The sequence below is a fragment of the Sphingomonas sp. genome (assembly GCF_965227385.1).
Taxonomy (GTDB): domain Bacteria; phylum Pseudomonadota; class Alphaproteobacteria; order Sphingomonadales; family Sphingomonadaceae; genus Sphingomonas.
On record NZ_OZ245750.1, the window covers coordinates 2,915,776 to 2,942,180 of the forward strand.

Consider the following 26,405-nt stretch of genomic DNA (forward strand, 5'->3'; position numbering starts at 1 on the left):
AATCGCGCGTTGCGACCGAATCATGTGGCGCAGGGGAATCATCAATGGCTTTCGACGATATCGACCGTCAGATCATGGCGCATCTCCAGAATGATGGGCGCATGACCAATGTCGAGTTGGCCGATCGGGTCGGCCTGACGGCCCCGCCATGCCTGCGCCGGGTCCGGGCGCTTGAGGACAAGGGGGCGATCCGGGGCTATCACGCCGATCTCGACCCCAATTGGCTGGGCTATACGATCATCGTCTTTGCCATGGTCAGCCTGAAAAGCCAGGCCGAATCCGATCTCGAAGCGTTCGAGGCGCACGTTGCCGCGATTCCCGAGATCCGCGAATGCTACATGCTCAACGGCGATATCGACTTCATCCTGAAGATCGTCGCCCGCGACCTCAGCAGTTTCCAGCAGTTCCTGACCACCCGCCTGACCACCGCGCCCAATGTCGCGCATGTCCGCACGTCGCTCACCATCCGCACGTCGAAATCGCATCCGGGCGTTCCGGTCGACTGACACGAAAAAGGGGCGGCACAGCGGCCGCCCCCTTCGTTCGGTCCGGATCCAGCCAAGCTGGATCACGGCACCGCCGTATCCGCTTCAGCGAAGCTGAACCGGGCCAGCCGCCGTCAGGCGGCCGGAGCCTGGTCGATCCAGGTCGTCCAGAACCGGGCAATCTCGGCGCGCGGCGACGCGGTCACCGCCTGGAACGCCGCCTTTGCCTCGGCCTTCTGGCCCAGCATCGCCAGCGCGATGCCCAGGCGCGTGTTGACCAGATTGGCGTCCACGCCGCCCTTCTGCAACGCAACGCGATACAGTTCGGCGGCCTTGGTGAAGTTGCGGCTGCCCAGATAGGCGTCGCCGACATTCTTCGCCGTAGTGCCATTGGCCGCCGCGGTTGCGGTCTTTTCCTCCGCCGCGAGCGAGCCCTCGGCCTTTTCGCGGACGACGGCCGAGCGATACAGTTCGTTGATCGCCGCGTTGCTCGCCTGGATCTTGCCCGCCGCGCGACCTTCCTCGATCACCGCCTTGGCCTCCCAGGGCAGACCACGACGCTGCGCCAGATCGGCATATTCCTGATAGTCGAACTCGCCGCCCATCGCCTTGGCCGCGCGCATCAACCGCATGACATCGAGCTGGAGGTCGGCGTCCATCGCGACACCCTTTTCGCGCGCCTGCTCCAGGTACACCAGCAACGTGGCGCGCCAGCCCTCCGCGCTGGGATAGGCAGCCATCTGGCGGCTCAGCCACTCGCTCGCAGCGGCCTTCTTGCCGCCGCGATACAGGCGGTCGACCGCGAAGCGATACCATGCCAGCGGCGCCTTGCGGCCCGCCGCTTCCTCGGCCTTGATCGCGGCGTCGATGCTGGCAACCCCGGCGTCGAGCTGGCCGGCGTCAAGCTGCGCCTGTGCGATCAGCAGGTTCAGGTTGGCGCCATTGGGAACATAGCCCAACTCGCGCGCCTTCAGCAGGAACGGGATCGCCTCGGCCGGCTTTTTCTGGCCCAGCGTCTTGTCGCCGCGGAAGAAATTGTACTGACCCAGGTTCGCCGGCTCGGTCTTGGGATTGGCGATCAACGCGTCGAGCGCGCGGATCGTCGTGGCATCGTCCTTCAGATTTGCCGCGGTGGTCAGGCGGAAATTGGCGACGAAGAATTTTTCGTCGTCATTGGTCGCCATCGCCTCCAGCGCATCGAGCTTGCCCGCGGCGCCCTGGAAATCCTTGGCCTTGATCAGGTTCTCGACCTCGACCGCAGCCTTGCGGAACGCGTCGCTCACCTTGAACTTGGGTGCTTCTTCCTTCTGCTTCTTCTGTGCGGCTGCGGGTGCCGACACGGCAAAAGGCACAGCCAGCAGAACCGCCGCGGCAAGCGCAGCCTTGGAAACAGACTTCATCCGGAACTCTCCTCACGCATCTGTGCGTAGCGGTTGACGCGACCCGCTCTAGTAATCCGTCCCGCCCGGTCAAGGCGGTGTATCGCGGTTTCGGGCTTTCGCACGCGTTCGCTGAACGCATTTTGAATGGTCTGGCTCCCGAAATGAAACGCAGCGCCGACGCTCTCGCGTGCGCGCGCACGCGGGTGCGCGGGCTTGGCAGGTGGTCGCGGGGCGGCTAGAGCGGTCACAACACTGAAACAACCCTTCGAAAGCACCGATTCTTGACCGACGAGACCGTCCTCGCGGACCCTTCCGATATCACTCCCATCTCGATCGTCGACGAGATGAAGACCAGCTACCTCGATTACGCGATGAGCGTGATCGTGGCGCGCGCGCTGCCCGACGTTCGTGACGGCCTGAAGCCGGTCCACCGCCGCATCCTCTATGCGGCGCAAGAGGGCGGCTATCTCCCCGGCCGCGCCTATCGCAAGTCTGCCCGCCTGGTCGGTGACGTGATGGGTAAATACCACCCGCACGGCGACAGCTCGATCTATGACGCGATGGCGCGCATGGCCCAGGACTGGGCGATGCGCGTGCCGCTGATCGACGGCCAGGGCAATTTCGGGTCGATGGACCCCGATCCGCCCGCCGCGATGCGCTACACCGAAGCGCGCCTGGCCAAGGTCGCGATGTCGCTGCTCGACGATATCGACAAGGACACGGTCGACTTTCAGGACAACTACGACGGCTCCGAAAGCGAGCCGACGGTCCTCCCCGCGCGCTACCCTAACCTGCTCGTCAACGGCGCGGGCGGCATCGCGGTCGGCATGGCGACCAACATCCCGCCGCACAATCTTGGCGAAGTGGTCGACGCCTGCCTCGCCTATATCGACAATGGCGCGATCACGATCGAAGAGCTGATGGAGATCGTGCCGGGGCCAGATTTCCCGACCGGCGCGCAGATTCTCGGTCGTTCGGGCTGCCGCAGCGCCTACCAGTCGGGCCGCGGCTCGATCATCGTGCGCAGCCGCTACATCACCGAACAGCGCGGTGAGCGCCGCTCGATCGTCCTCACCGAAATCCCGTACCAGCAGGGCAAGAACGCGCTGGTCGAGAAAATCGCCGAGGCTGCCAAGGAAAAGCGGGTCGAGGGGATCAGCGACATCCGCGACGAATCGTCGCGTGAGGGCGTACGCATCGTCATCGACCTCAAGCGCGACGCCACCCCCGAAGTCGTGCTCAACCAGCTGTGGCGCAACACCCCGGCGCAGCAGAGCTTCCCGGCCAACATGCTCGCGATCCGCGGCGGCCGCCCCGAACTGCTCAACCTGCGCGACATCATCGAAGCGTTCGTCAAGTTCCGCGAGCAGGTGATCACCCGCCGCTCGAAGTTCGAACTCGCCAAGGCGCGCGACCGGGCGCACATCTTGCTGGGCCTGGTGATCGCGGTCACCAACCTCGACGAAGTCGTCCGTATCATCCGCGGCTCGTCCAGCCCGACGGCGGCGCGCGAATCGCTGCTGATGCGCGACTGGCCGATTGCCGAGATCGCGCCCTATATCCGCCTGGTCGAAGCGGTCGAAACCGAAGTCACTGGCGACACCTATCGCCTGTCGGACGTTCAGGTCCGCGCGATCCTCGACCTGCGCCTCCACCGCCTGACCGCCCTGGGCCGCGACGAGATCGGCGACGAGCTCAAGGAACTCGCCGATTCGATCGCCGAGCTGCTCGAAATTCTCGCCAACCGCGCCAAGCTCTACGAAGTGCTGCGTGAGGAACTGGTCGCGGTCCGCGAGCAGTACGCGACCCCGCGCCGCACCGAAATCGCCGCCGCCGCCGACGGGATCGAGGATGAGGACCTGATCGAGCGTGAGGACATGGTCGTCACCGTGACCATGCAGGGGTACATCAAGCGCACCCCGCTCGACGCCTTCCGCGCCCAGGCGCGCGGCGGCAAGGGGCGCGCCGGCATGGCGACCAAGGACGAGGACGCGATCACCGAGCTGTTCGTGACCTCGACCCACACCCCGGTGCTGTTCTTCTCCACCCTCGGCCGCGTCTATCGCATGAAGGTGTGGAAGCTGCCCGAAGGCGGCCCCGCTACCCGTGGACGCCCGATGATCAACCTGCTGCCACTCGCGGCGGGGGAAACTATCTCGACCGTCCTCCCCCTGCCCGAGGACGAAAGCGAGTGGGGCTCGCTCCACGTCATGTTCGCGACCGCCAAGGGCAATGTCCGCCGCAACAGCATGGACGCGTTCACCAACGTGCCCAGCAACGGCAAGATCGCGATGAAGTTCGAGGGCGAGGATGAGGACGATCGCCTGATCGGCGTCGCCCTGCTTGACGAAGGCGACGACGTGCTGCTCGCCAGCCGCGCGGGCAAGGCGATCCGCTTCGCCGGCGACGAGGTCCGCGAATTCCAGAGCCGCAACTCGACCGGCGTGCGCGGCATGCGCCTGCTTGGCGACGATCAGGTCATCTCGCTGTCGATCCTCCACCGCGTCGGCACGACCGCGGAAGAGCGCGAGGTCTATCTCCGCTTCGCCCCGTGGAAGGCGGAGAAGGAAGGCGAACCCGACCTGTCGCCCGAACGGTTCGAGGAGCTGCGCGCCAAGGAGCAGTTCATCCTCACCGTCTGCGCCAATGGCTATGGCAAGCTGTCCTCGGCCTATGAATATCGCCGCACCGGTCGCGGCGGTCAGGGCATCACCAATATCGACAATATCGCCCGCAATGGCGCGGTGCTGGCCAGCTTCCCGGCGACCCAGTCCGACCAGTTGATGCTCGTCACCGACCAGGCCAAGATGATCCGCCTGCCGCTCAGCTCGCTGCGCGTCATCGGCCGCGGCTCGGCCGGCGTGCGCCTGTTCCACGTCGCACAGAACGAACATGTCGTCTCCGCCGCGCGGATCGAGGAGAGCGAGGAGGACGCCGAGGCCAATCTGGGTGACGGCGAGACCGAAACCGCTCCGCTGCCCGACGCCACGCCGGGTGACGATCTCGCATCGGGGCCGGAGGGCGGCGAATGACCCGCCCGACGACCGCTTACAAGGTGCTGACCGCGCCCCAGATGGGCGATCTTGAGGCGGGCAGTTTCGAAGGCGCGCCGATCGATATCCAGGACGGCTATGTCCACCTCTCTACCGCTGCCCAGCTGACCGAGACGGTGGACAAGCATTTCGCCGACCAGCCCGATCTGTGGGTCGCGGCGGTCGATCTCGACGCGCTCGGCGACGCGATCAAATGGGAGGTATCGCGCGGCGGCGCGGAGTTTCCGCACCTCTATGGCCCACTGACGTTGGACATTGTGGTGGCCTATTCCCCGCTCGAACGCACGGAAGACGGCTCGGTCGTGCTGCCCGTCACGGGCTGAATTTCCCCTCCCGCTTGCGGGAGGGGCAGAGGGAGGGCCGGTCAGGCAAACAGGTCCACGACCTCGACCCCCTCACCCTCGGCCGCCAGCAGCAGCGTTCGGTGACAAACGCACGGGTCGCGCTCGAAGCACAGCAACGCGCTCGGCGTCTCAGCAATCAGGTCGCGCATCCGCGCCGCCTGCGCCTGTGCTTCGGGGAGTTCGAGCTGCCCGGCATAGACCGCCTCCAGCGTCGCCCGATCGCCCTTCTTCGCCGCATCGCGCCCCGGCTTGGGCGTACCCAGAGCCTTCAGGTGCACATAGCCGATATCCCGCTCGGCCAGCGCCGCCGCCAGTGATGATTTCGAAAATCCCGGTCGTCGCGACAGTGGCAATTGCCGCACATCGATCACTTGGCGCACGCCCGCGCGTTCCAGCGCGGCAAGGAACGACGCGACTGTCGCCCCCTCATATCCGATGGTGAAGACCTTCACTCATTCCTCCGCGTAACATACCGCCTCGATATTGATCCCGTCGGGGTCGAACACGAAGGCGGCATAGTAGTTCGGCCCGTAATTCGGCCGCAGCCCCGGCGCGCCATGGTCGCGCCCGCCCGCCGCGATCGCAGCTTCATGAAACGCATCGACCTGCGCGCGCGTCTTGGCGCGAAACGCGACATGCGTCCCCTCCCCCACGTTCTCATTGTCGCCGACCCAGAACTCGCCGCCGCCCTCGACGCCAAAGCCATAGGCAGCACCGCCTGAGCCATTCTTGTCAGCGAGCACTTCGGTCAGGCACTTCATGCCCAACGGCTTCAACGCCGCCTCGTAAAACGCCTTGGACCGCGCCGCATCGGCGACCGCCACGCCCATATGATCGATCATGTTGACTCTCCTTATTTCTGTAATTACAGAAATTACATCATGACCCGTTTCGCAGAGCATCCCGACGCAAAGGCCTTCATCCTCCACTGGGGTGAGATGGGAACGCATTGGGGCGTCAACCGCTCCGTCGCGCAGATCCACGCCTTGCTCTACCTCGCCGACCGCCCGCTCCACGCGGACGAGATCGTCGAAACGCTCGGCCTCGCCCGCTCCAACGTCTCCACGGGGCTGAAGGAGCTGCAAGGCTACAGCATCGTCCGCCGCGTCCATGTCGAGGGCGACCGCCGCGACCATTTCGTCGCGGAAACGGACCTGTGGGACATGCTCATGCGCATCGTCGCCGAGCGCAAACGCCGCGAGATCGACCCCACGGTCCAGCTGCTCGGCGAGCTCGCCCAACGCCTCGCCGCCGACCAGAGCGCCCCGCCCCAGGTTCGCGAGCGGATCGGGCGGATGCACGAATTCATCGGCACCCTCGGCGGCTGGTACGACCAGGTCCGCGTCCTGCCCAAGCCCACCCTCGTCACGCTGATGAAGCTGGGCGGCAAGGTCGCGCGGTTCATTCCGGGGACTTCGAAGAAGGACTGAACGTCAAACCCCCAAAGACGAACTTCGCACAGCCAATTGTTTCTGGATTTACAGAATATACAGCAAGGAGAAGTACGATGATCGAGACCGTCTATGCGCTCTATCTCGCGATCACCATCGCGCTCACCATCTGGGTCGCACGAACGCTGAGCCGCAACGGGATCGTGTTCCTGATGCAGTGCTTCGGCCAGAATGAGACGCTTGCGAATTCGACCAACCACCTGCTGGTCGTCGGCTTTTACCTGATCAACCTCGGCTTCATTACCCTAACACTCAGCCTCGGCAACGAACCGACCACCGTTCCCGAAGCGATCCGGTTCCTCAGCAGCAAAGTGGGGCTGGCCGTCATCGTGCTCGGAGCGATGCACTTCTTCAACATGGGCGCGATCGCCCAGTTCGGGCGCAAGGTGAACAGCTGGCTCAATCACGAAACCCGGCCAGCGGTCGCCTGAACGGCTGGCGGCGCATCTCGCAGGGGATGCGCCGCTTGCCCTTTATCCCCGCCGTGGATGGAGACCATCGATGTACGTCCGCTTTTATCGCGGTGGCTTCCTTGCCACCCTGCTCGCCGGTCCGATCTTTCTGCTCACCCTCGGCCTCGCACCGCTGGCGCTGGACGCGGCCCGGCCACTGACACTGCATCCCGCCGTCGCCGATGGCGCGGGGATGCTGCCGATAGCCGCGGCTTCTATCGTGCTCGGATCCGTGCTTGCGGTGATGCCGGTGTGGCTGGGTGGAACGACGATGGGCTGGATCGCGGCCCGCAATCCGGGGCTGGCGCATCCGGCGGTCTGGGGCCTTGTTGGCGCGGCAATCACTGCTGCTGCTGCGATAGCGCTCGATTTTGCCCCCGACACGCCGATCGGCTTCGCGTTGATCGCGACCGGCGCAATTTGCGCGACGATCGTCCGCTACGGCACCCGCTGGTCCGACGAGAGCGCTCCGCTCACCCCCCACGCGATCAATGCCTGCGCTGCAAAATAAGTGGGCCAGATCAGCAGGCTAGGCACCACCGACTCTGCCAGCGGCCCGAAGCGCGAGAAAATCAGCAGGTCCGACACCACAAACACCACTGCGCCCAGCCCGACGCGATAGCGCGGAAAGCGGCTGGTCCATGCCAGTGCCGCCATCACGCCAAGGAACGCCGAATAGGCCCCCGCCTGCACCGCCCCGCCCGCCGGAGCCGCGAACAGCGCCGCGATCCCGATCGTCGCCGGGGCCAGCAGCCACCCGAACGCCTTCTGGCTTGGCGTCAACGCCGCCCGCCGGTTACGCAGATACAGCACGCACGCGACCAGATGCCCCGCCGCAAACGCCGCGCCGCCGACCACCAGCCCATGCGTCTCCAGCAACAAATCGCCCAGCGCGCCCAACGCCAGCGCTCCTGTCAGCAACCACCCGTCCGTGCCGCGCGCCCGCGTCGCCACCCAGATCGCGAGCAGCGCCACGCCACTCGTCTTCCACACCGGTCCCCACGCACCGGGATCGACCAGCCCCCACGCCTCCAGGCAATAGCTCGCTCCCGCGACCACCGCCGCCCCGAACAGCCACCCCATCGCTTCCCCTTTCCTACAAGCCTCCCCTTGGCGTAAGGGCGTCACAGGGGTCCGGCACCGCCGGACACGTGTCAAGCACGCGCATGACAACCCGCATTTTTCGTCAGTTTCCCCACCAAAGGGTGTCAGGCTCGATCCTCATGAATAGCCATCAAGTCCATATCATCGGCGGCGGCCTCGCCGGATCAGAAGCGGCGTGGCAGCTCGCCAATGCCGGCATCCGCGTGAAGCTGTCCGAAATGCGTGGGTCCGGCGACATGACCCCCGCGCACCAGACCACCGGCCTTGCCGAACTCGTCTGCTCGAATAGCTTCCGCTCCGACGATGCCGAGCGTAACGCGGTCGGCCTGCTGCATCAGGAGATGCGCGACCTCGGCTCGCTGATCATGTCGCAGGGCGACGCCCACAAGGTCCCGGCCGGCTCCGCGCTCGCGGTGGACCGCGACCTCTTCTCCGACGGCGTCACCGCCGCACTCGAAGCGCATCCCAACATCACCATCGTGCGCGAACGCGTCGACCAGCTTCCGGCCGAGGGGCTGACCATCGTCGCCACCGGCCCGCTGACCGCCCCCGGCCTCGCCGACAGCATCGGTGCGGCCACCGGCAGCGACGCCCTCGCCTTCTTCGATGCCATCGCCCCGATCGTCCATTTCGAGAGCATCGACATGGACAAGGCGTGGTTCCAGTCGCGCTGGGACAAAGTCGGACCCGGCGGGAATGGCAAGGATTACATCAACTGCCCGATGACCAAGGACGAGTATCTGGCCTTCCACCAGGGCCTGCTCGATGGCGAGAAAAGCGAGTTCAAGGACTGGGAAAACGTCCCCTATTTCGAAGGCTGCATGCCGATCGAGGTGATGGCGGAGCGCGGCGTCGATACGCTGCGCTATGGCCCGATGAAGGGCGTCGGTCTCGACGATCCGCGCACCGCGTGTGACGAATTCCCCAAAGGCCGCTGGCCCTATGCCGTGGTCCAGCTGCGTCAGGACAACGCCACCGCCACGCTGTGGAACATGGTCGGCTTCCAGACCAAGCTCAAATATGCCGAGCAGGTCCGCCTGTTCCGCACGATCCCCGGCCTTGAGAATGCCGAGTTCGCCCGGCTGGGCGGCCTGCACCGTAACACCTTCATCCGCTCGCCCGAACTGCTCGACCCGACGCTGCGCCTGAAAAGCCGCCCGCATATCCGCTTTGCGGGACAGGTAACGGGGTGCGAGGGCTATGTCGAAAGCAGCGCCATCGGCCTGATGGCAGGCCGCTTCGCCGCTGCGGAGATCCTCGGCCGTGACCTGACGCCGCCCCCGGTCGAAACCGCGCTCGGCGCGCTGCTCGGCCACATCACCGGCGGGGCGGAGGTCGAGACCTATCAGCCGATGAACGTCAATTTCGGCCTGATGCCACCGATCGAGGGGCGTACCAAAAAGGCCGACCGCAAACTTCTCTACACCGCGCGCGCCCGCACGGCCTTCGCGGAATGGGTCAAGGCGGCGTAGTTTACTCCTCCGCCTCGGCCAATGCCTTGGCAACCTCGGCCCGGCAATCGCAGCGCGGGGTCGCCTTGGCCTTGCGCTTCGGCGCGGTGGTGGCGAATTCGGCGCGGGTCAGCGTGCCAGACTTGTCCTTGTCGGCGGCGGCAAACTTGTCGCTGGTCCGCGCCGCCCATTCCTCGAACGACAGCCGCCCGTCGCCATTTTTGTCCAGCTTGGCAAAGGCCCTACGCCGAGGCTGCTGCAATTCGGCGAGCGAGATCAGCCCGTTCTTGTCCTTGTCGTTGCGATCGAAGCGCTTTTCCTCCCGGGTCCGATCCGGTGCCTGCGGCACTTCTGCCAGCTCGGCCTCCGGTTCGGTTGCAGTCTGCCCGGCCCTGGCCGGCGGCGGCGATGGCAAAGGATCCGGTGTCGCCTGGCTCTGGAACAGAAACACCCCCGCCCCCGCCATCAGCAACGCCGCCAGACCGCCTACGAAATATCGCCACATACCGACTCTCCCCCGCCGCAGCGACAGGCTAACGCCTTCGGCGGCGGCAGCAAGCGCTCAGCGGCCGGTCATCCGATGCCACAACGCCCGCAGCGTCCGCTGCGGCGACCCGACCGGCACTCCTGCCAGATCCATCCGCGCCAGGTGCGCCATCGCCCCCAAGGCCCGACCATTCCGGCTCCAGCGGACCGCGCAAGCGTCAGCCAGCGCAGCCCCGGCGATCCGCCGCGCTTCCACCGCCTCGCCGGAATCGCTCAACTTTGCCGAGAGATCGGCCAGCGCCCAGCCTTCCCCCGCCCGCTCCAGCGGATCGGACTCGGCAGACCCAGCCACACGCCCGGCCAGCGCGAACAAGGCCCGACCGCGTGCGCCATGCGACCGCAGCGCCGCCCCATCGAGTTCCGCCTCCAACAGCACGCGCCAGCCTTCGACGATCTGCCCGACCTCGACACCGGTCACCCGGTCGCGCAGCACGTCGCGCGCAACGCCCTGCAAAACGGGTTCCGGCGGCGGCGGCGCGCTGTCGAGCTTCGCCAGCGCATCCTGCCACCATTGCATGCGGATCTGGCCCAGCATCGGCTCACTGGTCGTGCGCAGCGTCTCGGCCAGCTTGTCATCCAGCGCGAACAGCGCCGCCAGCGCCGCCGCCGCAGCGGGCGTCGGCATATAGGTCAGCACCAGCCGGCGCTCGACGTCGATCACCGCTTCTCTCCTCGCCGCCCGATCGTAACCACCGCGTTAACCATCCGTCTTCAATCCCCCTTAGCCCAGTTTCGCGCATAGCCGACGAAGGAACCGGGGACCCCTTACCATGCCGTTGCGCTCAACTGTCGTGACCAGCGCCTGCAGCACGATGGCCGCGCTCGCCCGCGACAAGCGCGGCAACACGCTCGCGATCGTCGCTGCATCGCTGATCCCGCTGGCCGGGATGGTCGGCGGTGGCGTCGATCTGAGCCGCATGTACATCGTCAAGACACGGCTGCAACATGCGTGCGATGCCGGCGCACTGGCCGGGCGCAAGCAGATGGGTGGCGGGACCTGGGCATTCAACAGCTATGCGGCGCGTGCGGCGGCCGAACGCTTCTTCGACGCGAATATTCAGGCCAGCCCCTATGGCGCGACGTCGGTGACCAAAACCTATACTGAAAGTGCAGGCAAGGTAACCGGAAACGCCAGCGCCACGCTGCCGATGACGCTGATGCGCGTGCTGGGCAAGACAACCGAGACGCTTACCGTCAACTGCGACGCCGAAATGCGCCTCCCCAACACCGATGTGATGTTCGTGCTCGACACCACCGGGTCGATGGCCAGCAAGGCGGTTTCGAGCGATAGCCAGACCAAGATGGAAGCGCTGCGCTCGGCGGTGAAGTGCTTCTACGAAATCGTCGCTCGGCTTGACACGGCCGAAAATTGCGCGGGCGGCGCGCCGTCCGGCGGGACCAGCAACACCGTCCAGATCCGTTTCGGCTTCATGCCCTACGCGACCAACGTCAATGTCGGAAAGCTGCTGCCGACCGGCTTTATTGCGAACAGCTGGCCCTACCAGTCGCGCGAAGCACAATATACGACCACCACCACCACCACGTGGAGCCAGGGTGGCGCTACCGAATCCGCCAGCCCGAGCATCCAGCAAGGCAGCACAAGTGGCTGGAGCACGATCAGCACCACCTACAACGTGTCCAGCAGCTGGTGTGACAGCCAGGTGCCGCCAGACGGCGAGATCAACTATACCGGCTCGCCCTCGACCCGGAATTACCAGGAGGGCAGCGGAAATCCGCGCACCGTGACCTGGGAAACCGAACAGGATGGCTGGCGCTACGAGTATCGCGCCAGCTACCGCAGCAGCGACGACCGCTGCCGCATTCAGCGGCGCAGCCGGGACGTCGAAGTCACGCGCTACTGGACGCGGACCGATACCGGGACCGAGACGACGACCCGGACCTTCAACCGCTGGCGCTACGCGCAGATCAGCCATGACGTGAGCGGATTGAAGAACGGCACCAGCTGGAACAACTCGGTCAGCCTGCCGATCGGCTATCAGGGTGCTGCGCGCAGCCTGACCTGGGACGGGTGTATCGAGGAACGCCAGACCGTATCGCAATCGAGCTACAGTCCGATCCCGTCGGATGCGAAGGACCTCGACATCGATCTGGTTCCCAACTCCGGGGACCCGACCACGCTGTGGGGGCCGGCACTACCGGGCGCGATCTTTGCGCGCGACGTCCAAAGCTATTGGTCCGAGCTTGACCGGAACGAGGCGCTTACGACGGCCGATTATTACAACAATGTCCCTTATTACTGCCCGGAAGAAGCCAAGAAGCTTCAGGCTTGGCCGACCGCGTCGGCATTCGAATCCTACGTCAACGGCCTGACGCCCAACGGCAACACCTATCACGACATCGGCCTGTTGTGGGGCGCGCGCTTCATCTCTCCGACCGGCATCTTTCGTTCGGAGAATGAATATACGTCGCAGGGCGGCGAGATCGAACGCCACCTGATCTTCATGACCGACGGTGAGGCGTGCACCGGCGACACCGACTATGCCGCCTATGGCTTCCCCTGGCTCGACCGCCGCACGACCGACCCCAATCAGGTGCCGACCGGCGGCTGCCTGACCACCGGCACGATCACGCAGCAGGTCAATGCCCGCACCCAGGCAATCTGCACCGCGGTAAAGAACAAGAACATCACCCTGTGGGTGATCTGGTTCGGCGCATCGAGCAGCACGATCGAGGGGATGATGCAGAGCTGCGCCACGCCCGGCCGCTATTTCGCCGCGCGCAACTCGACCGACCTGCAAAACACCTTCCGCTCGATCGCGGACCAGATTTCCCAGTTGAGGCTTACCCGGTGAAGCGGCGATTCTCCCTCCGTCGCTTTGCCCCCGGCGCGCTTCGGCGCGACGAGTCGGGTGCCACCATCGTCGAGTTCGCGATGGTGGCACCCGTCCTTGGCCTAGTCCTGCTGGGCGGGTTCGATGTGGCCCACACGCTCTACACCCGCGCGGCGCTGCAGGGCGTGGTGCAAAAGACCGCGCGTGACTCGACCCTTGAAAGCGGGGCCGATACCACGACCCAGACCGCATTGGACGACAAGGTGCGGGCGCAGGTCAAGGCTTTGGCCAACAACGCCACGATCACGATCGATCGCCGCTATTACCGTACCTTTTCCGAGGCTTCGGCGGCGCGTGCAGAGACTTGGACCGACACCAACGGCAATGGCGTATGCGACGGTAGCGAGCCCTATCAGGACGCCAACCGCAACAATGCATGGGACCGCGACGGGGGCAATGCGGGTCAGGGCGGCGCGAAGGACGCCACGCTCTACACCGTCACCGCCAGCTACCCGCGCATCTTTCCGCTCTATAATCTTGTCGGGGGGGGCCGCACGACCACGATCACTGCATCCACCGTGCTCCGCAACCAGCCTTATGGCGACCAGGGCAGCTATGGCACGAGCCAGGTCCGCAACTGCCCCGCGGCGATCGAGGCATCGCCGACGCCGGTGAACACCAGCTCGCCCTCGCCGACGCCAACCTCCAGCAGTTCGGCAAGCCCCACGCCGAGCCCGACGCCCACGTCGAGCTGTGGTATCGGTCTGCTCGGGCTGTGCCTCCTGTGATCGCCAACCTGTTCCGACAGCGCCGCAGTCTGCGGGCGCTCGGGCGCGACACGGGTGGCCTCGCCCTGCTCGAATTCGCGCTGTCGCTACCACTGTTGCTGACGCTCAGCCTCGTCGGGGCCGAACTGACCAACTACATCACCAGCCGGATGCGAATCAGCCAGATCGCGTTGCACCTGGCCGATAACGCCGCACGGATCGGTTCGGGCAGCCAGCTTCAGGCAAAGACAATCAACGAAGCCGACATCAACGACCTGCTGACCGGTGCCGGGCTCCAGTCAGGTGAACTCGACCTGTTCCGCAATGGACGGGTGATCATCTCGAGCCTTGAGCCGGACCCCGCGAACAGCGGCAAGAACCGCATCCGCTGGCAACGCTGCCGCGGCAACAAGACGTCGCAGACCTCGGCCTATGGCGCCGCCGGAACCGTCAATCTCAACGGCATGGGCAAGACCGGTCGACTGGCGATCGCGCCCAGCGACGGCGTCACCATGTACGTCGAGGTCTATTACGAATATCAGCCGCTGTTCCGCGCGGCCCTCGCCCCCAACACCAATTTCCGCGAGGAAGCGTCGATGATGGTCCGCGACCGCCGCGACACGGTGGGCGGAACCAACGGCGTGTATCAGGTCACCGGCGTCACCGCCTCGACCTGCTGATCGCGGAGCCCCTCCCCGTCAGGAGAGGGGCTCGCAATTCTCAGCGGTACGTGACCTTCTTGACGCCCGCCACCACCTTGTCGGCGGTGATCAGCGCCAGCTTCTCAAGGTTCGCGGCATAGGGCAGCGGCACATCCTCGTTCGTCACGCGGATGACCGGAGCATCGAGATCGTCGAAGCCCTGCTCCATGCACACCGCGACGATTTCCGACGCGATCGAACAGACTGGCCAACCTTCCTCGACCACCACCATGCGGTTGGTCTTCTTCAGGCTCTTGAGCACCGTTTCGGTGTCGAGCGGGCGCAGCGTGCGCAGGTCGATCACCTCGGCGTCGATGCCCTCTTCGGCCAGCTTCTCGGCGGCTTCCAGCGCAACGCCAACGCCGATCGAATAGCTGACCAAAGTCACGTCCTTGCCCTCGCGCACGATCCGCGCCTTGCCGATCGGCAGCACCCAGTCGTCGAGCTTGGGCACGTCGAAGCTGCGCCCGTACATGAGCTCGTTCTCGAGGAACACGACCGGATCTTCCGACCGGATCGCCGCCTTGAGCAGGCCCTTGGCATCCGCCGCGTCATAGGGCGCGATCACGATCAGGCCCGGAACGCTGGCATACCACGGGCCGTAGTTCTGCGAGTGCTGCGCGCCGACGCGGCTCGCCGCGCCATTGGGACCGCGGAACACGATCGGGCAGCGCATCTGGCCGCCCGACATATAGTTGGTCTTCGCGGCCGAGTTGATGATGTGGTCGATCGCCTGCATCGCGAAGTTGAACGTCATGAACTCGACGATCGGCTTGAGGCCACCCATCGCCGCGCCCGACCCGATGCCGGCAAAGCCATACTCGGTGATCGGCGTGTCGATCACGCGGCGCGGACCGAATTCGTCGAGCAGACCCTGGGTCACCTTGTAGGCGCCCTGATATTCCGCGACTTCCTCTCCCATCACGAACACGCGATCGTCCGACCGCATTTCCTCGGCCATCGCATCGCGCAGCGCTTCGCGCACAGTGGTCTTGACCATCTCGGTCCCGGCGGGAAGCTCGGGGTCGGCAACGCTCGCCGCCTTGTCGCTGGCCAGCTGCTTGGTACCGCTGTCGGCCTTTTTGGGCGCAGCATCAGTGCCGGATTCGGCTGCCTTCTGCTCCTGAGCGGGCGCTTCGGCCTTGGGGGCAGGCGCTGCGGACGCATCCTCGCCCTCGGCCGCGATCGTCGCGATCACGGTGCCGACCTTCACCCCGTCGGTGCCCTCGGCCACCAGGATCTGCGCCAGCGTGCCTTCATCGACGGCTTCGAATTCCATCGTCGCCTTGTCGGTTTCGATCTCGGCGATGATATCGCCCGACTTGATCGTATCGCCTTCCTTCACCAGCCACTTGGCGAGGGTTCCCTCTTCCATCGTGGGCGAGAGCGCGGGCATCTTCAGCTCGATCGCCATTTCAGTACGTCTCCACCAGAACGTCGGTATACAGCTCGGCCGGATCCGGCTCCGGCGCCTGCTCGGCAAAGTCGGCCGACTCGTTCACCGCCTTGCGGATCTCGGCCTCGATCGCCTTCAGCTCGTCTTCCTTGACGCCGATCGCTTCGAGTTCCTTCTTCACGCCCTCGATCGGGTCGCTCTTTTCACGCACCGACTGAACCTCGTCGCGCGACCGGTACTTGGCCGGGTCGGACATCGAATGGCCGCGATAGCGATAGGTCTTCATTTCCAGGATGATCGGACCCTTGCCCGCGCGCACCCACGCCAGCGCTTCTTCTGCCGCACCACGGCACGCCAGCACGTCCATGCCATCGACCTGGATGCCCGGAATGCGGAAGCTTTCGCCGCGCTTGTACAGCTGGTCCTCGGAGCTCGCGCGATTGACGCTGGTGCCCATGGCGTACTGGTTGTTCTCGATCACGAAGATGATCGGGAGCTTCCACAGCTCGGCCATATTGAAGGTCTCATAGACCTGGCCCTGGTTCGCCGCGCCATCGCCGAAATAGGCCATGGCGACGCCACCGTCACCGCGATATTTGTGGGCGAAGGCCAGGCCAGCGCCAAGCGAAACCTGCGCACCAACGATGCCATGGCCGCCGTAGAACTTCTTCTCGGTCGAGAACATGTGCATCGACCCGCCCTTGCCGCGGCTGATGCCCGCGGCGCGACCGGTCAGCTCCGCCATGATCTCCTTGGGATCGATGCCGTATGCGAGCATGTGGCCATGGTCGCGATACCCGGTGATCACCGAATCCTTGTCACCGTCCAGTGCCGACTGCAGGCCGACCGCAACCGCTTCCTGACCGATATAGAGGTGGCAGAAGCCGCCGATGAAGCCGAGGCCGTAGAGCTGGCCCGCCTTTTCCTCGAAACGGCGGATGAGCAGCATCTGGCGATAAAATTCGAGCAGCTCCTCCTTCGACGCATTGTACCGTTGCGGTTCGTTTGGACGCTCACGGTTGGTTGGAGCTGGTTCGTTAGTGCGGCTCTTGGCCGGGGATTTTGCCACGATGATCCTCATCCTGGGGAAAGATGGAACCGGCCCTATAGGCCGGATATCGCACGCGGCGCAATGGCCCGCACGGCTAGTAACAAACGTGTCTAACGCTACGGCGGCTTGCACGCGCGCGCGGCGCCTACACCTCAGTCGAGCGTGACGATGACCTCGTCGGGGTGGACGACGTTCAGCTTCTTGCGCGTCAGCTCATCGACCATGTCGGGGTCGGCGCCGCTCTGCTTGAGCAACGCGACCCGGTTTCGCAGCTGCGCGCGCTGCGCCTCCAGCTTCGCCAGCTCCGCCTTCTTGGTTTCCAGCTGGCGCTTGTAGTCGCCATAGACCAGCACCCCGTTCGGACCCAACACCGCCGAATAAGCGAAAAAGCCCATCAGGATGATCGCCACGGCCGGCAGGCCGGCGCGACGCAGGATCGTATTGAACGGGGTGGACCGGCTCATACAGTTAATCTCGCCTAAACCGACTCGACGATCAACCCCGTAGAATGCCGCGACCGGCATAAACCGACGCATCGCCCAACTCTTCCTCGATGCGGATCAGCTGGTTGTACTTGGCAAGCCGGTCGGATCGCGCGAGCGAGCCGGTCTTGATCTGCCCGCAATTCGTCGCGACCGCGAGGTCGGCGATCGTCGCATCCTCGGTCTCGCCCGAACGGTGCGACATCACGGCGGTATAGGACGAACGCTGCGCCAGGCTCACCGCCTCCAGCGTTTCGGTCAGCGTGCCGATCTGGTTGACCTTGACCAGCAGCGAATTGGCATAGCCGCCGTCGATGCCGCGCTTCAGCCGCTTCGGATTGGTCACGAACAGATCGTCACCGACCAGCTGGACCTTGCCGCCGAGCTTCTCGGTCAGCAGCTTCCACCCGTCCCAGTCGTCCTCGGCCATGCCGTCCTCGATCGAGAAGATCGGGTAGCCCGCGCACAGATCGGCGAGGAAATCGGCATTCTGCGCCGACGTCAGGGTCTTGCCCTCACCCACCATCTTGTATGCGCCATCGCGATAATATTCGGTCGCGGCGCAATCGAGCGCGAGCATCACATCGTCACCCGGCTTGTATCCGGCCTTCTCGATGCTCGCCATGATGAAGTCGAGCGCCTCGCGGGTCGATGCGATGTTCGGCGCGAACCCGCCCTCATCGCCAACCGCGGTCGACAGGCCCTTGTCGTGCAGGCCCTTCTTGAGCGTGTGGAAAATCTCAGCACCGCAGCGCACCGCTTCGGCCAGCGAGTCCGCGCCGACCGGAACGATCATGAACTCCTGGAAGTCGATCGCATTGTCGGCATGCTCGCCGCCATTGATGATGTTCATCATCGGCACCGGCAGGACATGCGCCGAAACGCCGCCGACATAGCGATAGAGCGGCAGGCCGCGCGCATCCGCCGCCGCCTTGGCAACCGCCAGGCTCACGCCCAGGATTGCGTTCGCGCCCAGCCGGCCCTTGTTCTCGGTCCCGTCCAGCTCGATCATCGCGTAGTCGATCTCGGCCTGATCCTCGGCGTCGAGGCCCGTGATCTCCTCGGCGATCTCGCCGTTCACGCCCTCGACCGCCTCGAGCACGCCCTTGCCGAGATAGACCGACTTGTCGCCGTCGCGCTTTTCGACTGCCTCGTGCGCACCGGTCGACGCGCCCGACGGCACCGCCGCACGGCCAAAGCTGCCGTCTTCGAGCAGCACGTCGACCTCGACGGTCGGGTTGCCGCGGCTGTCGAGAATCTGGCGTGCATGGATGTCGATGATTGCGGTCACGAAATGGTCTCCCTACCTTGGGTCAAGACGGTGTCGCGCGGGCCTCTATCCCGTTCGTCGCCGCTGGGCAAATCACGGATGGCGCGGAACCCTCGCGCCGCGCCATGGTTGTCTGGACGAACCATTAGAAGGGATTCGAGCGATGGCTGACGAAACATTCCCCAAGGACCAGAGCATGGACCCCGCGACCGACGCCCTGGTGGCGACGCGCCCGGCCGGCGCGACCGCGTCCGACGACGGCAGCAAGCGCAGTGCCGGCGCCTTCGTCCGTGACGAAGCCGGCAAGCTTGCCGGGCAGGCCGGCGACAAGGCGCGCTCCTTTGCCGACACGGGCAAGGAAAAAGCGACAGGTGCGCTCGACGAATTTTCGAACATGATGCGCGACGCGGCGGGCACCGTCGATGAGAAGCTGGGCGAGCAATATGGCCAATATGCCCGCTCCGCCGCCGACCAGATCTCCGGCCTAGCCGAATCGCTGCGCGGCAAGCAGGTCGACGACCTGCTCGACGATGCCCGCGAATTCGTGAAGAAAAGCCCCGCCGTCGCCGTCGGCATCGCGGCCGGTGTCGGCTTCGTCCTCGCGCGCCTGCTCAAGTCCGGGCTGGATGCGGCAGGAGACCTCGCCGACAAGGGTGATGCGAACCGGGACGATCCCAACGACAGCACCAAGGCATAACATGGCCTGGGGGGCGTGGTGAACGAACGGGAAGATGACAGCATCGGCGCATTGGCGGCTCAGGCAGTGGCCGATGCGCGCGCCTTTGCCGATGCGGAAATCGCTTATTGGAAGGCGCTGGCGCTCGCCCGGCTGAGCGACGCGCGTGCGGCGCTGATCCTCGGTGCGCTGGTGTTCCTGCTCGCCAATTCTGCCGCGATCGCGCTGATCGTCGGCCTGGTTCTGATCCTGTCCCCCCATGTCGGCCCGGCGGCCGCGACATCGATCGTCGTGGTCACCGCGCTCGTAGCTGCCGGCCTTGCAGGCCGTGCAGCGCTCGTCCGCTACCGTCGCGCCATCCGCCCCCGGAACATGCCATGAGTGAAATACTTCCTACCGAACTGACCGAGGCCGAGGCACGCAGCCGCAATGCGCGCGCGCGGCTGTTCGGCACGCTGGGACGGATGCAGGACAAGCTCAATCCGATGGCGCTTGCGCAGGACGCGGTCGAGAATGTTGCCATCGGCGTTGCCCGCGACACGGTCGCCACCGTCCGCGCCAACCCGCGCACCGTCGCGGTCGTTGCGGGGGCCGCGATGCTGTTCCTCGCACGCCGTCCGCTCGCGCGATTGCTGGTCGGTGGTGCAACCGCTGCGGCCAAGGCGAGTTTGAACAAGCGCAAGTCAGACACCAGATCAGGGGCGAAGGCCCGTCCGAAGAAAGGATCCTCGACATGACCACCCCCCGCAAGACCGCGCCCAAGGACCGCGCAGAGGGTATCGAGAAGAACCCGCTCGCGCTCGTCGCCGGCGGCGTCGCACTCGGCGTCGTGATCGGCGCGCTCGTTCCGCGCCTGCAGAAGGAAAAGGAATTGCTGGCGCCCGTCGGCAAGCGGATCGCCGAAGGCGCGACCGCTGCTGCCGCCGCCGCGCGCGAAGCCGGCAAGGCCGAGATCGACGCCATCCTGCCCCAGCGCGATGCCGCCAAGGAACAGATCGGCAAGATCATCGGCTCGGCCGTCACCGCCGCGAAGGAAGCGGCGGCGAGCAAGACCGACGCGTAATCGCATCCGTGTCGCGCTTTTACGGTGCGGCACGGTATTGAGTGCAGCGCAACAACGCGGCTAAGGCTCCCGGGTATATCTTTCCCCGGGAGCATTTATGAGCAAGCTGCACCTCGTCTTCGGCGGTCGCGTTAAGGACCCGATGACGCTTGATTTCCAGGATCCGACCAAGCTCGACGTCGTCGGCATCTTCCCCGACTATGCCAGCGCCGAAAAGGCATGGCGCGGCGCCGCGCAGCGCACGGTCGACGATGCCGAGATGAAATATGTGGTGGTCCACCTCCATCGGCTGCTTGAACCGGACATGGAGGGGTAACCAGCACCGTCGCCCCAGCGAAAGCTGGGGCCTCACGACATGCGCGCGCGCTATCACTATGAGACCCCAGCTTTCGCTGGGGTGACGATCAGGCTTAAATAAACTCGATCTTGCTGACCTCATACCAGCGGTCGCCCGCCGGCACCGTCACCTCGACTTCATCGCCCAGGCTCTTGCCGATCAGCGCGCGGCCCAGCGGCGAGTTGTAGCTGATCTTGCCCGACTTGGCGTCCGCCTCCGCCTGGCCGACGATCTGGTACTTCACCGACTTGTCGTCCTCGTCGAGCAGCGTCACCGTCGCGCCGAACACGATCCGGTCGCCCGACAATTCCCGCGGATCGATGATCTGCGCGCGCGACAGCTTGTCCTCGATATCGGCGATCGTCGCCTCGACCTGGCCCTGCCGTTCCTTCGCCGCGTGATATTCGGCGTTTTCCGAAAGGTCGCCATGCGCTCGCGCTTCCTCGATGGCGTCCACGATCAGCGGACGCTCGGCTTTCAGCACTTTGAGCTGCTCGTTGAGCTTCTCATAGCCTTCCGCCAGCATCGGCATCTTCTCGACCGTCGCCATTTCAGCACTTGTCCTTCGTCAAAACCCCTTCCCCCGGCGTGCCTCAATCGGCCCGCTCGCACCCTAACCTTCGTTGTGGGGGATCAATTGTGCGATTGCGAATAGTAAGCCTGCAAGGGACGGACTTCAAGGGACTGGCCACTCAGGGCGGTAATCGCCTGTGATGCGGCGACGCTGGCGGGTGCCGTGGTGAAATACGGGATTTTCAGCGACAGCGCCGAAGCGCGGATCGACTCGCTGTCCTTCAGCGACTGCCACCCCTCGGTGGTGTTGAAGATCAATGCGATATCGCCGTCGCGGATGCGGTCGACGATATGCGGGCGGCCCTGCGCCACCTTGTTAACCCGCTCCACCGGCACGCCCTGCGCCGTCAGGTAATCGGCGGTCCCGCCGGTTGCGACGATGGCAAAGCCCTGTTCGACCAGCAGCTTTACGCCCGGCAGAACCACCGGCTTGTCGCTGTCCTTGACGCTGACGAACACATGGCCAGCCTTCGGCAACACCGTCCCCGCCCCCAGCTGCGCCTTGGCAAAGGCGGTGGGGAAATCGCGATCGATCCCCATCACTTCGCCGGTCGACTTCATTTCCGGCGACAGCACCGGATCGACGCCGGGAAAGCGATTGAACGGGAACACGGCTTCCTTGACCGCGATATAATCTATGTTCCGATCGATCTTGGGCAGGTCCTTCAGCTTCTCGCCCGCCATCACGCGGCTTGCGATCTTGGCGATCGGAATGCCGATGGCCTTGGCGACGAACGGCACGGTGCGCGAGGCGCGCGGATTGACCTCGATCAGGTAGACCTCGCCGTCCTTGACCGCGAACTGGATGTTCATGAGGCCACGGACCTTCAGCGCCCGCGCCAGTGCGTCGGTCTGGCGCTCGATCTCGGCAATAATCGCGTCGGGCAGGCTGTAGGGGGGCAGCGAGCAGGCGCTGTCGCCCGAATGGACGCCCGCCTCCTCGATATGCTGCAGCACGCCTGCCACGACCACATCGTCGCCATCGCTGATTGCATCGACATCGACCTCGATCGCGTCGCGCAGATACTGGTCGATCAGCACCGGGGCATCGCCCGACACCTGCACCGCCGTCTGGATATAGTGATCCAGCTGCTCGGGCGTATCGACGATCTCCATCGCCCGGCCACCCAGCACGAAGCTCGGCCGCGTCAGCACCGGATAGCCGATCCGCTCGGCCACCGCGATCGCCTCTTCGCGGCTGCGCGCAATGCCGTTCTTGGGCTGCTTCAGGTTCAGCTTGGACACCAGGTCGGCGAACAGCTCGCGATCCTCGGCCAGGTCGATCGCATCCGGGCTGGTGCCCAGGATCGGGATCCCCGCCTGCTCCAGCGCGCGCGCGAGATTGAGCGGCGTCTGCCCGCCAAACTGGACGATCACCCCGGCCAGCGTACCGTTCGACATTTCGACGTGCAGGATTTCCAGCACATCCTCCGCCGTCAGCGGCTCGAAATACAGCCGGTCCGACGTGTCATAATCGGTGCTCACCGTTTCCGGATTGCAGTTGACCATGATCGTCTCATAGCCCGCATCCGCCAGCGCGAAGCAGGCGTGGCAGCAGCAATAGTCGAACTCGATCCCCTGCCCGATCCGGTTCGGCCCGCCGCCCAGAATGACGACCTTCTGGCGCTCGGTCGGCATGGATTCGCACTCGGGCTCGCCGAACGATGGCGCCTCATAGGTCGAGTACATGTACGGCGTCTTGGCATCGAACTCCGCCGCGCAGGTGTCGATCCGCTTAAACACCGGGCGCACGTCCAGCTTGTGGCGCAGCTTGCGCACATCGGCCTCGGTCACGCCGCCGGTCATCGCCTTGACCACCTCACCGATCAGGCCCGACGACTTCGCCATCGCGTCGGTGCCCTCGCGCAGGTTCGCCGAGCGCAGCGCCAGCCAGGCAAGCCGCTTGTCGCTGAACCCCATCGCCTTGAGCCGCCGCATCCCCGCCGCGTCCTGCGGCAGCCCGTTGCGGCACACGCCTTCTTCCGCCGCGACGATCTCGGCGATCCGCTCCAGGAACCACGGGTCATAGGCCGCGAGCGCATGCACCTCGGCTACCGTGAAGCCCTCCCGCAGCGCCTGCGCCGCGATCAGCAGCCGGTCGGGCGTGCGCTGCGCCAGCGCCGCCTCGATCACGTCGCGCGGCGCACCCTGCAGATGCTCGACATTGTTGAATCCGGACAGGCCGGTCTCGAGGCCCCGCAGCGCCTTTTGCATCGATTCATGGATGTTGCGGCCGATCGCCATCACTTCGCCGACCGACTTCATCGCCGTGCCCAGCGTCGCTTCGGCACCCTTGAACTTCTCGAACGCAAAGCGCGGGATCTTGGTCACGACATAGTCGATCGTCGGCTCGAAGCTCGCCGGGGTCGCGCCGGTAATGTCGTTGGTAATCTCGTCCAGCGTGTATCCGACCGCCAGCTTCGCGGCGACCTTGGCAATCGGGAAGCCCGTCGCCTTCGACGCCAGTGCCGAGGACCGCGACACGCGCGGGTTCATCTCGATCACGATCAGCCGCCCGTCCTTCGGGTTCACCGCGAACTGCACGTTCGACCCGCCAGTCTCCACGCCGATCTCGCGCAGCACCGCGATGCTGGCGTTGCGCATGATCTGATATTCCTTGTCCGTCAGCGTCAGCGCGGGCGCTACCGTGATCGAGTCACCGGTATGGGTGCCCATCGCATCGACATTCTCGATCGAACAGATGATGATGCAGTTGTCGTTGCGGTCCCGCACGACCTCCATCTCATATTCCTTCCAACCGAGGAGCGATTCCTCGATCAGCACCTCGGTCGTCGGCGATGCGTCCAGCCCCTTGCGGACGATCTCGATGAACTCTTCCTTGTTATAGGCAATGCCGCCGCCAGTGCCGCCCAGCGTAAAGGACGGACGGATGATCGCCGGCAGCCCGACCTTCTCCAGCCCCTCCAGCGCCTCGGCCTCGCTGTGCGCAATCGCCGAACGCGCGCTGTCGAGCCCGATCTTGTCCATCGCGTCGCGGAACTTCAGCCGATCCTCGGCCTTGTCGATCGCCTCGGCATTCGCGCCGATCATGGTGACGCCGAATTTCTCCAGCGTGCCATCCTGCGCCAGCGCCAGCGCCGTGTTCAGCGCCGTCTGCCCACCCATCGTCGGCAGGACGGCGTCGGGCCGCTCCTTCTCGATGATCTTGGCGACCACCGCGGGCGTGATCGGCTCGACATAGGTCGCGTCGGCCAGCTCGGGATCGGTCATGATCGTCGCCGGGTTCGAATTGACCAGGACGATGCGATAGCCCTCTTCCTTGAGCGCCTTGATCGCCTGCGTGCCCGAATAATCGAACTCGCACGCCTGACCGATCACAATGGGACCAGCGCCAATGACGAGGATGGAGGAGATGTCGGTGCGTTTGGGCATTAGTCGACGGCATCCTTGGCGTTGACAGAAACTTTATTATTGCGACGGTCGGCGTAAAGCCCTCTAAATATCCATCGCAAAATAAAGTAAACAAGAAGAAGAAAAGCTGGAAAAACCATGCCAACGATTACGGCTGATACAATTGCATCGGCTGTCCGACACTCACCAGCGTATCGGTAGTTTTCATCCACCTCAGGTGGACCGGAAATATCTACAGGTGAAAACGTACCCAAAATGCATTTTCGATCTGCTATTTCCCAAGCACCATTTTCTACTCGAGCGGCGTAGACATTCTCTGTATTTTGCCAACCGGCGAATATAGAAAAACTTACGGATGCAACAGCAATAACTATCCAGCAGCGACGAAGCAATTCGACCCAGTTCACCGCAACATTCCCACAAACCGCTCGAACAGATAGAAACTATCCTGCGGCCCCGGCGACGCCTCGGGGTGGTACTGCACCGAAAACGCCCGCCCGCCGTCGATCTCGATCCCGCAATTGCTGCCGTCGAACAGCGACACATGCGTCTCAACCACGCCTGCGGGCAGCGTCGCGCTTTCGACCGCAAAGCCGTGGTTCATCGACGTGATCTCGACCGCACCGTCGGAGAGCCGCTTGACCGGATGGTTCGCCCCGCGATGCCCCTGGAACATCTTGGTCGTCTGCGCGCCCACCGCCAGCGCCAGCAGCTGATGGCCAAGGCAGATGCCGAACAACGGCTTCTTGGTCGCCAGCAACTCACGGATGACCGGCACGGCATATTCGCCCGTCGCGGCGGGATCGCCCGGCCCGTTCGACAGGAAGATACCGTCGGGGTTAAAGCTCAACACCTGCTCGGCAGTCGCGGTCGCGGGCAGCACCGTCACCTTCGCCCCGGCCTTCACCAGATTGCGGAAGATATTGTGCTTGGAGCCGTAATCGATCGCCACGACATGCGGCCGCGCGCCATCGCCATCGACCTCATAGCCGAACCCCAGCCGCCACACGCCGCCTTCCCACCCGAAATGCGTTTCGGTGGTGACGGTAATGGCCAGGTCCATGCCCTCCAGCCCGGGCCAGGCCTGTGCCTGCGCGATCAGCGCCGGGATATCGAATGTGCCATCCGCCGAATGCGCGATCACGCCATTGGGCGCGCCCTTGCCGCGAATCCGCCGCGTCAGCGCGCGGGTGTCGATGCCCGACAGGCCGATGCGGTCATGCTTCTTCATCCAGCTGTCGAGATGCTCGACGCTGCGGAAATTCGACGGCTCCGTCACATCCTCGCGCACGATCATGCCGAGCGCGTGCGGATTGTCCGCCTCCACGTCATCGGGGTTCGCGCCGACATTGCCGATATGGGGGAAGGTAAAGCAGATCATCTGGCCCGCGAACGACGGGTCGGTCATGATCTCCTGATATCCGGTCATTGCGGTGTGGAAGCAGACTTCCCCCGCCGCCGCGCCCTCGGCCCCGAATCCACGGCCCCAGATGACCTCACCGCTCGCGAGAACCAGAACGCCTGTAGCTCCTTCAGGCACGATAATAGGCGTGGCTTCGGCCATCAGAGAAGGTCGCTCCTGTCAGTTTTTCCGGCGATGTCGCTAAGCGCTGCCCGCTAGACCCCTACCCCCCTCGCGTCAACCGTCCGTCGCGAC

29 protein-coding genes are annotated in these 26,405 nt (G+C 64.9%); 15 read left to right on the forward strand and 14 right to left on the reverse strand.

Annotated elements, in window-relative coordinates; translation table 11 throughout:
- The first annotated feature begins 44 nt into the window (after nt 1-44).
- Complete coding sequence (locus ACO05N_RS14375) at nt 45-506, forward strand: Lrp/AsnC family transcriptional regulator (protein ID WP_422057757.1); 462 nt, start codon at nt 45-47, stop codon at nt 504-506.
- Between the two features lie 113 nt (nt 507-619).
- Here the strand turns inward: ACO05N_RS14375 and ACO05N_RS14380 are convergent, their stop codons facing one another.
- Nucleotides 620-1,885 carry a hypothetical protein gene (locus ACO05N_RS14380; protein ID WP_422057758.1) on the reverse strand — a complete coding sequence of 422 codons (1,266 nt, stop codon included), beginning with the start codon at nt 1,883-1,885 and terminating at the stop codon, nt 620-622.
- Nucleotides 1,886-2,148: 263 nt separating this feature from the next.
- Here ACO05N_RS14380 and gyrA point away from each other — a divergent pair, with 263 nt between their 5' ends.
- Both gyrA and ACO05N_RS14390 read left to right on the forward strand, forming a co-directional pair.
- Nucleotides 2,149-4,899, forward strand: a complete 2,751-nt coding sequence (gyrA, locus tag ACO05N_RS14385; protein WP_422057759.1) for a DNA gyrase subunit A — start codon at nt 2,149-2,151, stop codon at nt 4,897-4,899.
- A complete protein-coding gene (locus tag ACO05N_RS14390; RefSeq protein WP_422057760.1) occupies nt 4,896-5,243 on the forward strand; it encodes a DUF952 domain-containing protein in 348 nt (115 codons plus the stop codon). Before gyrA ends, ACO05N_RS14390 begins: the two co-directional genes overlap by 4 nt.
- A gap of 41 nt (nt 5,244-5,284) precedes the next feature.
- On the opposite strand, the gene ACO05N_RS14395 is transcribed toward ACO05N_RS14390, so the two are convergent.
- Together ACO05N_RS14395 and ACO05N_RS14400 are read right to left on the reverse strand one after the other, a co-directional pair.
- Entirely contained in the window at nt 5,285-5,716 is a 432-nt protein-coding gene (locus tag ACO05N_RS14395) for a DUF488 family protein (RefSeq protein ID WP_422057761.1), read from the reverse strand.
- Nucleotides 5,717-6,106: a VOC family protein gene (locus ACO05N_RS14400; protein ID WP_422057762.1), complete on the reverse strand. Its 390-nt coding sequence runs from the start codon at nt 6,104-6,106 to the stop codon at nt 5,717-5,719.
- A 39-nt stretch (nt 6,107-6,145) separates the two neighbouring features.
- Here ACO05N_RS14400 and ACO05N_RS14405 point away from each other — a divergent pair, with 39 nt between their 5' ends.
- The 3 genes from ACO05N_RS14405 (at nt 6,146) to ACO05N_RS14415 (ending at nt 7,678) form a co-directional block, all read left to right on the forward strand.
- Nucleotides 6,146-6,694, forward strand: a complete 549-nt coding sequence (locus ACO05N_RS14405; protein ID WP_422057763.1) for a GbsR/MarR family transcriptional regulator — start codon at nt 6,146-6,148, stop codon at nt 6,692-6,694.
- A 77-nt stretch (nt 6,695-6,771) separates the two neighbouring features.
- Entirely contained in the window at nt 6,772-7,146 is a 375-nt protein-coding gene (locus ACO05N_RS14410) for a hypothetical protein (RefSeq protein ID WP_422057764.1), read from the forward strand.
- A 70-nt stretch (nt 7,147-7,216) separates the two neighbouring features.
- Complete coding sequence (locus tag ACO05N_RS14415; RefSeq protein ID WP_422057765.1) at nt 7,217-7,678, forward strand: hypothetical protein; 462 nt, start codon at nt 7,217-7,219, stop codon at nt 7,676-7,678.
- On the opposite strand, the gene ACO05N_RS14420 is transcribed toward ACO05N_RS14415, so the two are convergent.
- Nucleotides 7,606-8,250 (reverse strand): lysoplasmalogenase family protein, encoded by a 645-nt coding sequence (locus tag ACO05N_RS14420; RefSeq protein ID WP_422057766.1) that lies wholly within the window; start codon nt 8,248-8,250, stop codon nt 7,606-7,608. The two genes, ACO05N_RS14415 and ACO05N_RS14420, sit on opposite strands and share 73 nt — an antisense overlap.
- Nucleotides 8,251-8,390: 140 nt before the next feature.
- Between ACO05N_RS14420 and trmFO the strand changes: the two genes are divergently transcribed.
- Nucleotides 8,391-9,743 (forward strand): methylenetetrahydrofolate--tRNA-(uracil(54)-C(5))-methyltransferase (FADH(2)-oxidizing) TrmFO, encoded by a 1,353-nt coding sequence (gene trmFO, locus ACO05N_RS14425; RefSeq protein WP_422057767.1) that lies wholly within the window; start codon nt 8,391-8,393, stop codon nt 9,741-9,743.
- Nucleotide 9,744: 1 nt separating this feature from the next.
- On the opposite strand, the gene ACO05N_RS14430 is transcribed toward trmFO, so the two are convergent.
- Together ACO05N_RS14430 and ACO05N_RS14435 are read right to left on the reverse strand one after the other, a co-directional pair.
- Nucleotides 9,745-10,227 carry an EF-hand domain-containing protein gene (locus ACO05N_RS14430; RefSeq protein ID WP_422057768.1) on the reverse strand — a complete coding sequence of 161 codons (483 nt, stop codon included), beginning with the start codon at nt 10,225-10,227 and terminating at the stop codon, nt 9,745-9,747.
- A gap of 57 nt (nt 10,228-10,284) precedes the next feature.
- Nucleotides 10,285-10,929, reverse strand: coding sequence for a hypothetical protein (locus ACO05N_RS14435; protein WP_422057769.1), 645 nt, complete (start codon nt 10,927-10,929; stop codon nt 10,285-10,287).
- 151 nt (nt 10,930-11,080) lie between these two features.
- On the opposite strand from ACO05N_RS14435, the gene ACO05N_RS14440 reads away from it, so the two are divergent.
- The 3 genes from ACO05N_RS14440 to ACO05N_RS14450 are packed head-to-tail and all read left to right on the forward strand — an operon-like array spanning nt 11,081 to nt 14,507.
- Nucleotides 11,081-13,081 carry a pilus assembly protein TadG-related protein gene (locus tag ACO05N_RS14440; RefSeq protein ID WP_422057770.1) on the forward strand — a complete coding sequence of 667 codons (2,001 nt, stop codon included), beginning with the start codon at nt 11,081-11,083 and terminating at the stop codon, nt 13,079-13,081.
- Entirely contained in the window at nt 13,078-13,848 is a 771-nt protein-coding gene (locus ACO05N_RS14445; RefSeq protein WP_422057771.1) for a TadE/TadG family type IV pilus assembly protein, read from the forward strand. Before ACO05N_RS14440 ends, ACO05N_RS14445 begins: the two co-directional genes overlap by 4 nt.
- The gene (locus tag ACO05N_RS14450) at nt 13,845-14,507 is read left to right on the forward strand and encodes a pilus assembly protein (RefSeq protein ID WP_422057772.1); all 663 of its coding nucleotides are present in this window, start codon (nt 13,845-13,847) and stop codon (nt 14,505-14,507) included. Before ACO05N_RS14445 ends, ACO05N_RS14450 begins: the two co-directional genes overlap by 4 nt.
- A gap of 40 nt (nt 14,508-14,547) precedes the next feature.
- Here ACO05N_RS14450 and ACO05N_RS14455 read toward each other — a convergent pair whose 3' ends face one another.
- The 4 genes from ACO05N_RS14455 to eno all read right to left on the reverse strand — a co-directional run bounded on the left by ACO05N_RS14455 (nt 14,548) and on the right by eno (nt 18,748).
- Entirely contained in the window at nt 14,548-15,942 is a 1,395-nt protein-coding gene (locus tag ACO05N_RS14455) for a pyruvate dehydrogenase complex E1 component subunit beta (RefSeq protein ID WP_422057773.1), read from the reverse strand.
- Between the two features lies 1 nt (nt 15,943).
- A complete protein-coding gene (pdhA, locus tag ACO05N_RS14460; RefSeq protein WP_422057774.1) occupies nt 15,944-17,005 on the reverse strand; it encodes a pyruvate dehydrogenase (acetyl-transferring) E1 component subunit alpha in 1,062 nt (353 codons plus the stop codon).
- Nucleotides 17,006-17,127: 122 nt separating this feature from the next.
- The gene (locus ACO05N_RS14465) at nt 17,128-17,439 is read right to left on the reverse strand and encodes an FtsB family cell division protein (RefSeq protein WP_422057775.1); all 312 of its coding nucleotides are present in this window, start codon (nt 17,437-17,439) and stop codon (nt 17,128-17,130) included.
- Between the two features lie 31 nt (nt 17,440-17,470).
- Entirely contained in the window at nt 17,471-18,748 is a 1,278-nt protein-coding gene (gene eno / locus ACO05N_RS14470) for a phosphopyruvate hydratase (RefSeq protein WP_066662320.1), read from the reverse strand.
- Between the two features lie 142 nt (nt 18,749-18,890).
- Here eno and ACO05N_RS14475 point away from each other — a divergent pair, with 142 nt between their 5' ends.
- From ACO05N_RS14475 to ACO05N_RS14495, 5 genes are all read left to right on the forward strand, one after another.
- Nucleotides 18,891-19,424, forward strand: a complete 534-nt coding sequence (locus tag ACO05N_RS14475; protein ID WP_422057776.1) for a hypothetical protein — start codon at nt 18,891-18,893, stop codon at nt 19,422-19,424.
- 18 nt (nt 19,425-19,442) lie between these two features.
- Complete coding sequence (locus ACO05N_RS14480; protein ID WP_422057777.1) at nt 19,443-19,784, forward strand: phage holin family protein; 342 nt, start codon at nt 19,443-19,445, stop codon at nt 19,782-19,784.
- Nucleotides 19,781-20,140, forward strand: coding sequence for a hypothetical protein (locus ACO05N_RS14485; RefSeq protein WP_422057778.1), 360 nt, complete (start codon nt 19,781-19,783; stop codon nt 20,138-20,140). The genes ACO05N_RS14480 and ACO05N_RS14485 overlap by 4 nt, the downstream gene beginning before the upstream one ends.
- Complete coding sequence (locus ACO05N_RS14490; RefSeq protein ID WP_422057779.1) at nt 20,137-20,466, forward strand: hypothetical protein; 330 nt, start codon at nt 20,137-20,139, stop codon at nt 20,464-20,466. Before ACO05N_RS14485 ends, ACO05N_RS14490 begins: the two co-directional genes overlap by 4 nt.
- 97 nt (nt 20,467-20,563) lie before the next feature.
- Complete coding sequence (locus tag ACO05N_RS14495; protein ID WP_422057780.1) at nt 20,564-20,782, forward strand: DUF4170 domain-containing protein; 219 nt, start codon at nt 20,564-20,566, stop codon at nt 20,780-20,782.
- 94 nt (nt 20,783-20,876) lie between these two features.
- Here the strand turns inward: ACO05N_RS14495 and greA are convergent, their stop codons facing one another.
- The 4 genes from greA to carA all read right to left on the reverse strand — a co-directional run bounded on the left by greA (nt 20,877) and on the right by carA (nt 26,312).
- Nucleotides 20,877-21,353 carry a transcription elongation factor GreA gene (gene greA, locus ACO05N_RS14500; protein WP_422057781.1) on the reverse strand — a complete coding sequence of 159 codons (477 nt, stop codon included), beginning with the start codon at nt 21,351-21,353 and terminating at the stop codon, nt 20,877-20,879.
- 83 nt (nt 21,354-21,436) lie between these two features.
- Complete coding sequence (gene carB / locus ACO05N_RS14505) at nt 21,437-24,769, reverse strand: carbamoyl-phosphate synthase large subunit (RefSeq protein ID WP_422057782.1); 3,333 nt, start codon at nt 24,767-24,769, stop codon at nt 21,437-21,439.
- Nucleotides 24,769-25,155, reverse strand: a complete 387-nt coding sequence (locus ACO05N_RS14510) for a hypothetical protein (protein ID WP_422057783.1) — start codon at nt 25,153-25,155, stop codon at nt 24,769-24,771. The genes carB and ACO05N_RS14510 overlap by 1 nt, the downstream gene beginning before the upstream one ends.
- Nucleotides 25,152-26,312: a glutamine-hydrolyzing carbamoyl-phosphate synthase small subunit gene (carA, locus tag ACO05N_RS14515; RefSeq protein ID WP_422057784.1), complete on the reverse strand. Its 1,161-nt coding sequence runs from the start codon at nt 26,310-26,312 to the stop codon at nt 25,152-25,154. The genes ACO05N_RS14510 and carA overlap by 4 nt, the downstream gene beginning before the upstream one ends.
- Nucleotides 26,313-26,405: the final 93 nt, after the last annotated feature.

What these genes read in the sequence shown, in the direction of transcription:
- ACO05N_RS14375 (WP_422057757.1), top strand. Translation starts at nt 45, where the DNA reads ATGGCTTTCGACGATATCGACCGTCAGATCATGGCGCATCTCCAGAAT.
- ACO05N_RS14380 (WP_422057758.1), bottom strand. Translation starts at nt 1,885, where the DNA reads ATGAAGTCTGTTTCCAAGGCTGCGCTTGCCGCGGCGGTTCTGCTGGCT.
- ACO05N_RS14390 (WP_422057760.1), top strand. Translation starts at nt 4,896, where the DNA reads ATGACCCGCCCGACGACCGCTTACAAGGTGCTGACCGCGCCCCAGATG.
- ACO05N_RS14400 (WP_422057762.1), bottom strand. Translation starts at nt 6,106, where the DNA reads ATGATCGATCATATGGGCGTGGCGGTCGCCGATGCGGCGCGGTCCAAG.
- ACO05N_RS14405 (WP_422057763.1), top strand. Translation starts at nt 6,146, where the DNA reads ATGACCCGTTTCGCAGAGCATCCCGACGCAAAGGCCTTCATCCTCCAC.
- ACO05N_RS14410 (WP_422057764.1), top strand. Translation starts at nt 6,772, where the DNA reads ATGATCGAGACCGTCTATGCGCTCTATCTCGCGATCACCATCGCGCTC.
- ACO05N_RS14415 (WP_422057765.1), top strand. Translation starts at nt 7,217, where the DNA reads ATGTACGTCCGCTTTTATCGCGGTGGCTTCCTTGCCACCCTGCTCGCC.
- ACO05N_RS14420 (WP_422057766.1), bottom strand. Translation starts at nt 8,250, where the DNA reads ATGGGGTGGCTGTTCGGGGCGGCGGTGGTCGCGGGAGCGAGCTATTGC.
- trmFO (WP_422057767.1), top strand. Translation starts at nt 8,391, where the DNA reads ATGAATAGCCATCAAGTCCATATCATCGGCGGCGGCCTCGCCGGATCA.
- ACO05N_RS14430 (WP_422057768.1), bottom strand. Translation starts at nt 10,227, where the DNA reads ATGTGGCGATATTTCGTAGGCGGTCTGGCGGCGTTGCTGATGGCGGGG.
- ACO05N_RS14440 (WP_422057770.1), top strand. Translation starts at nt 11,081, where the DNA reads ATGGCCGCGCTCGCCCGCGACAAGCGCGGCAACACGCTCGCGATCGTC.
- ACO05N_RS14455 (WP_422057773.1), bottom strand. Translation starts at nt 15,942, where the DNA reads ATGGCGATCGAGCTGAAGATGCCCGCGCTCTCGCCCACGATGGAAGAG.
- pdhA (WP_422057774.1), bottom strand. Translation starts at nt 17,005, where the DNA reads ATGAGGATCATCGTGGCAAAATCCCCGGCCAAGAGCCGCACTAACGAA.
- ACO05N_RS14465 (WP_422057775.1), bottom strand. Translation starts at nt 17,439, where the DNA reads ATGAGCCGGTCCACCCCGTTCAATACGATCCTGCGTCGCGCCGGCCTG.
- ACO05N_RS14475 (WP_422057776.1), top strand. Translation starts at nt 18,891, where the DNA reads ATGGCTGACGAAACATTCCCCAAGGACCAGAGCATGGACCCCGCGACC.
- ACO05N_RS14485 (WP_422057778.1), top strand. Translation starts at nt 19,781, where the DNA reads ATGAGTGAAATACTTCCTACCGAACTGACCGAGGCCGAGGCACGCAGC.
- ACO05N_RS14490 (WP_422057779.1), top strand. Translation starts at nt 20,137, where the DNA reads ATGACCACCCCCCGCAAGACCGCGCCCAAGGACCGCGCAGAGGGTATC.
- ACO05N_RS14495 (WP_422057780.1), top strand. Translation starts at nt 20,564, where the DNA reads ATGAGCAAGCTGCACCTCGTCTTCGGCGGTCGCGTTAAGGACCCGATG.
- greA (WP_422057781.1), bottom strand. Translation starts at nt 21,353, where the DNA reads ATGGCGACGGTCGAGAAGATGCCGATGCTGGCGGAAGGCTATGAGAAG.
- carB (WP_422057782.1), bottom strand. Translation starts at nt 24,769, where the DNA reads ATGCCCAAACGCACCGACATCTCCTCCATCCTCGTCATTGGCGCTGGT.
- carA (WP_422057784.1), bottom strand. Translation starts at nt 26,312, where the DNA reads ATGGCCGAAGCCACGCCTATTATCGTGCCTGAAGGAGCTACAGGCGTT.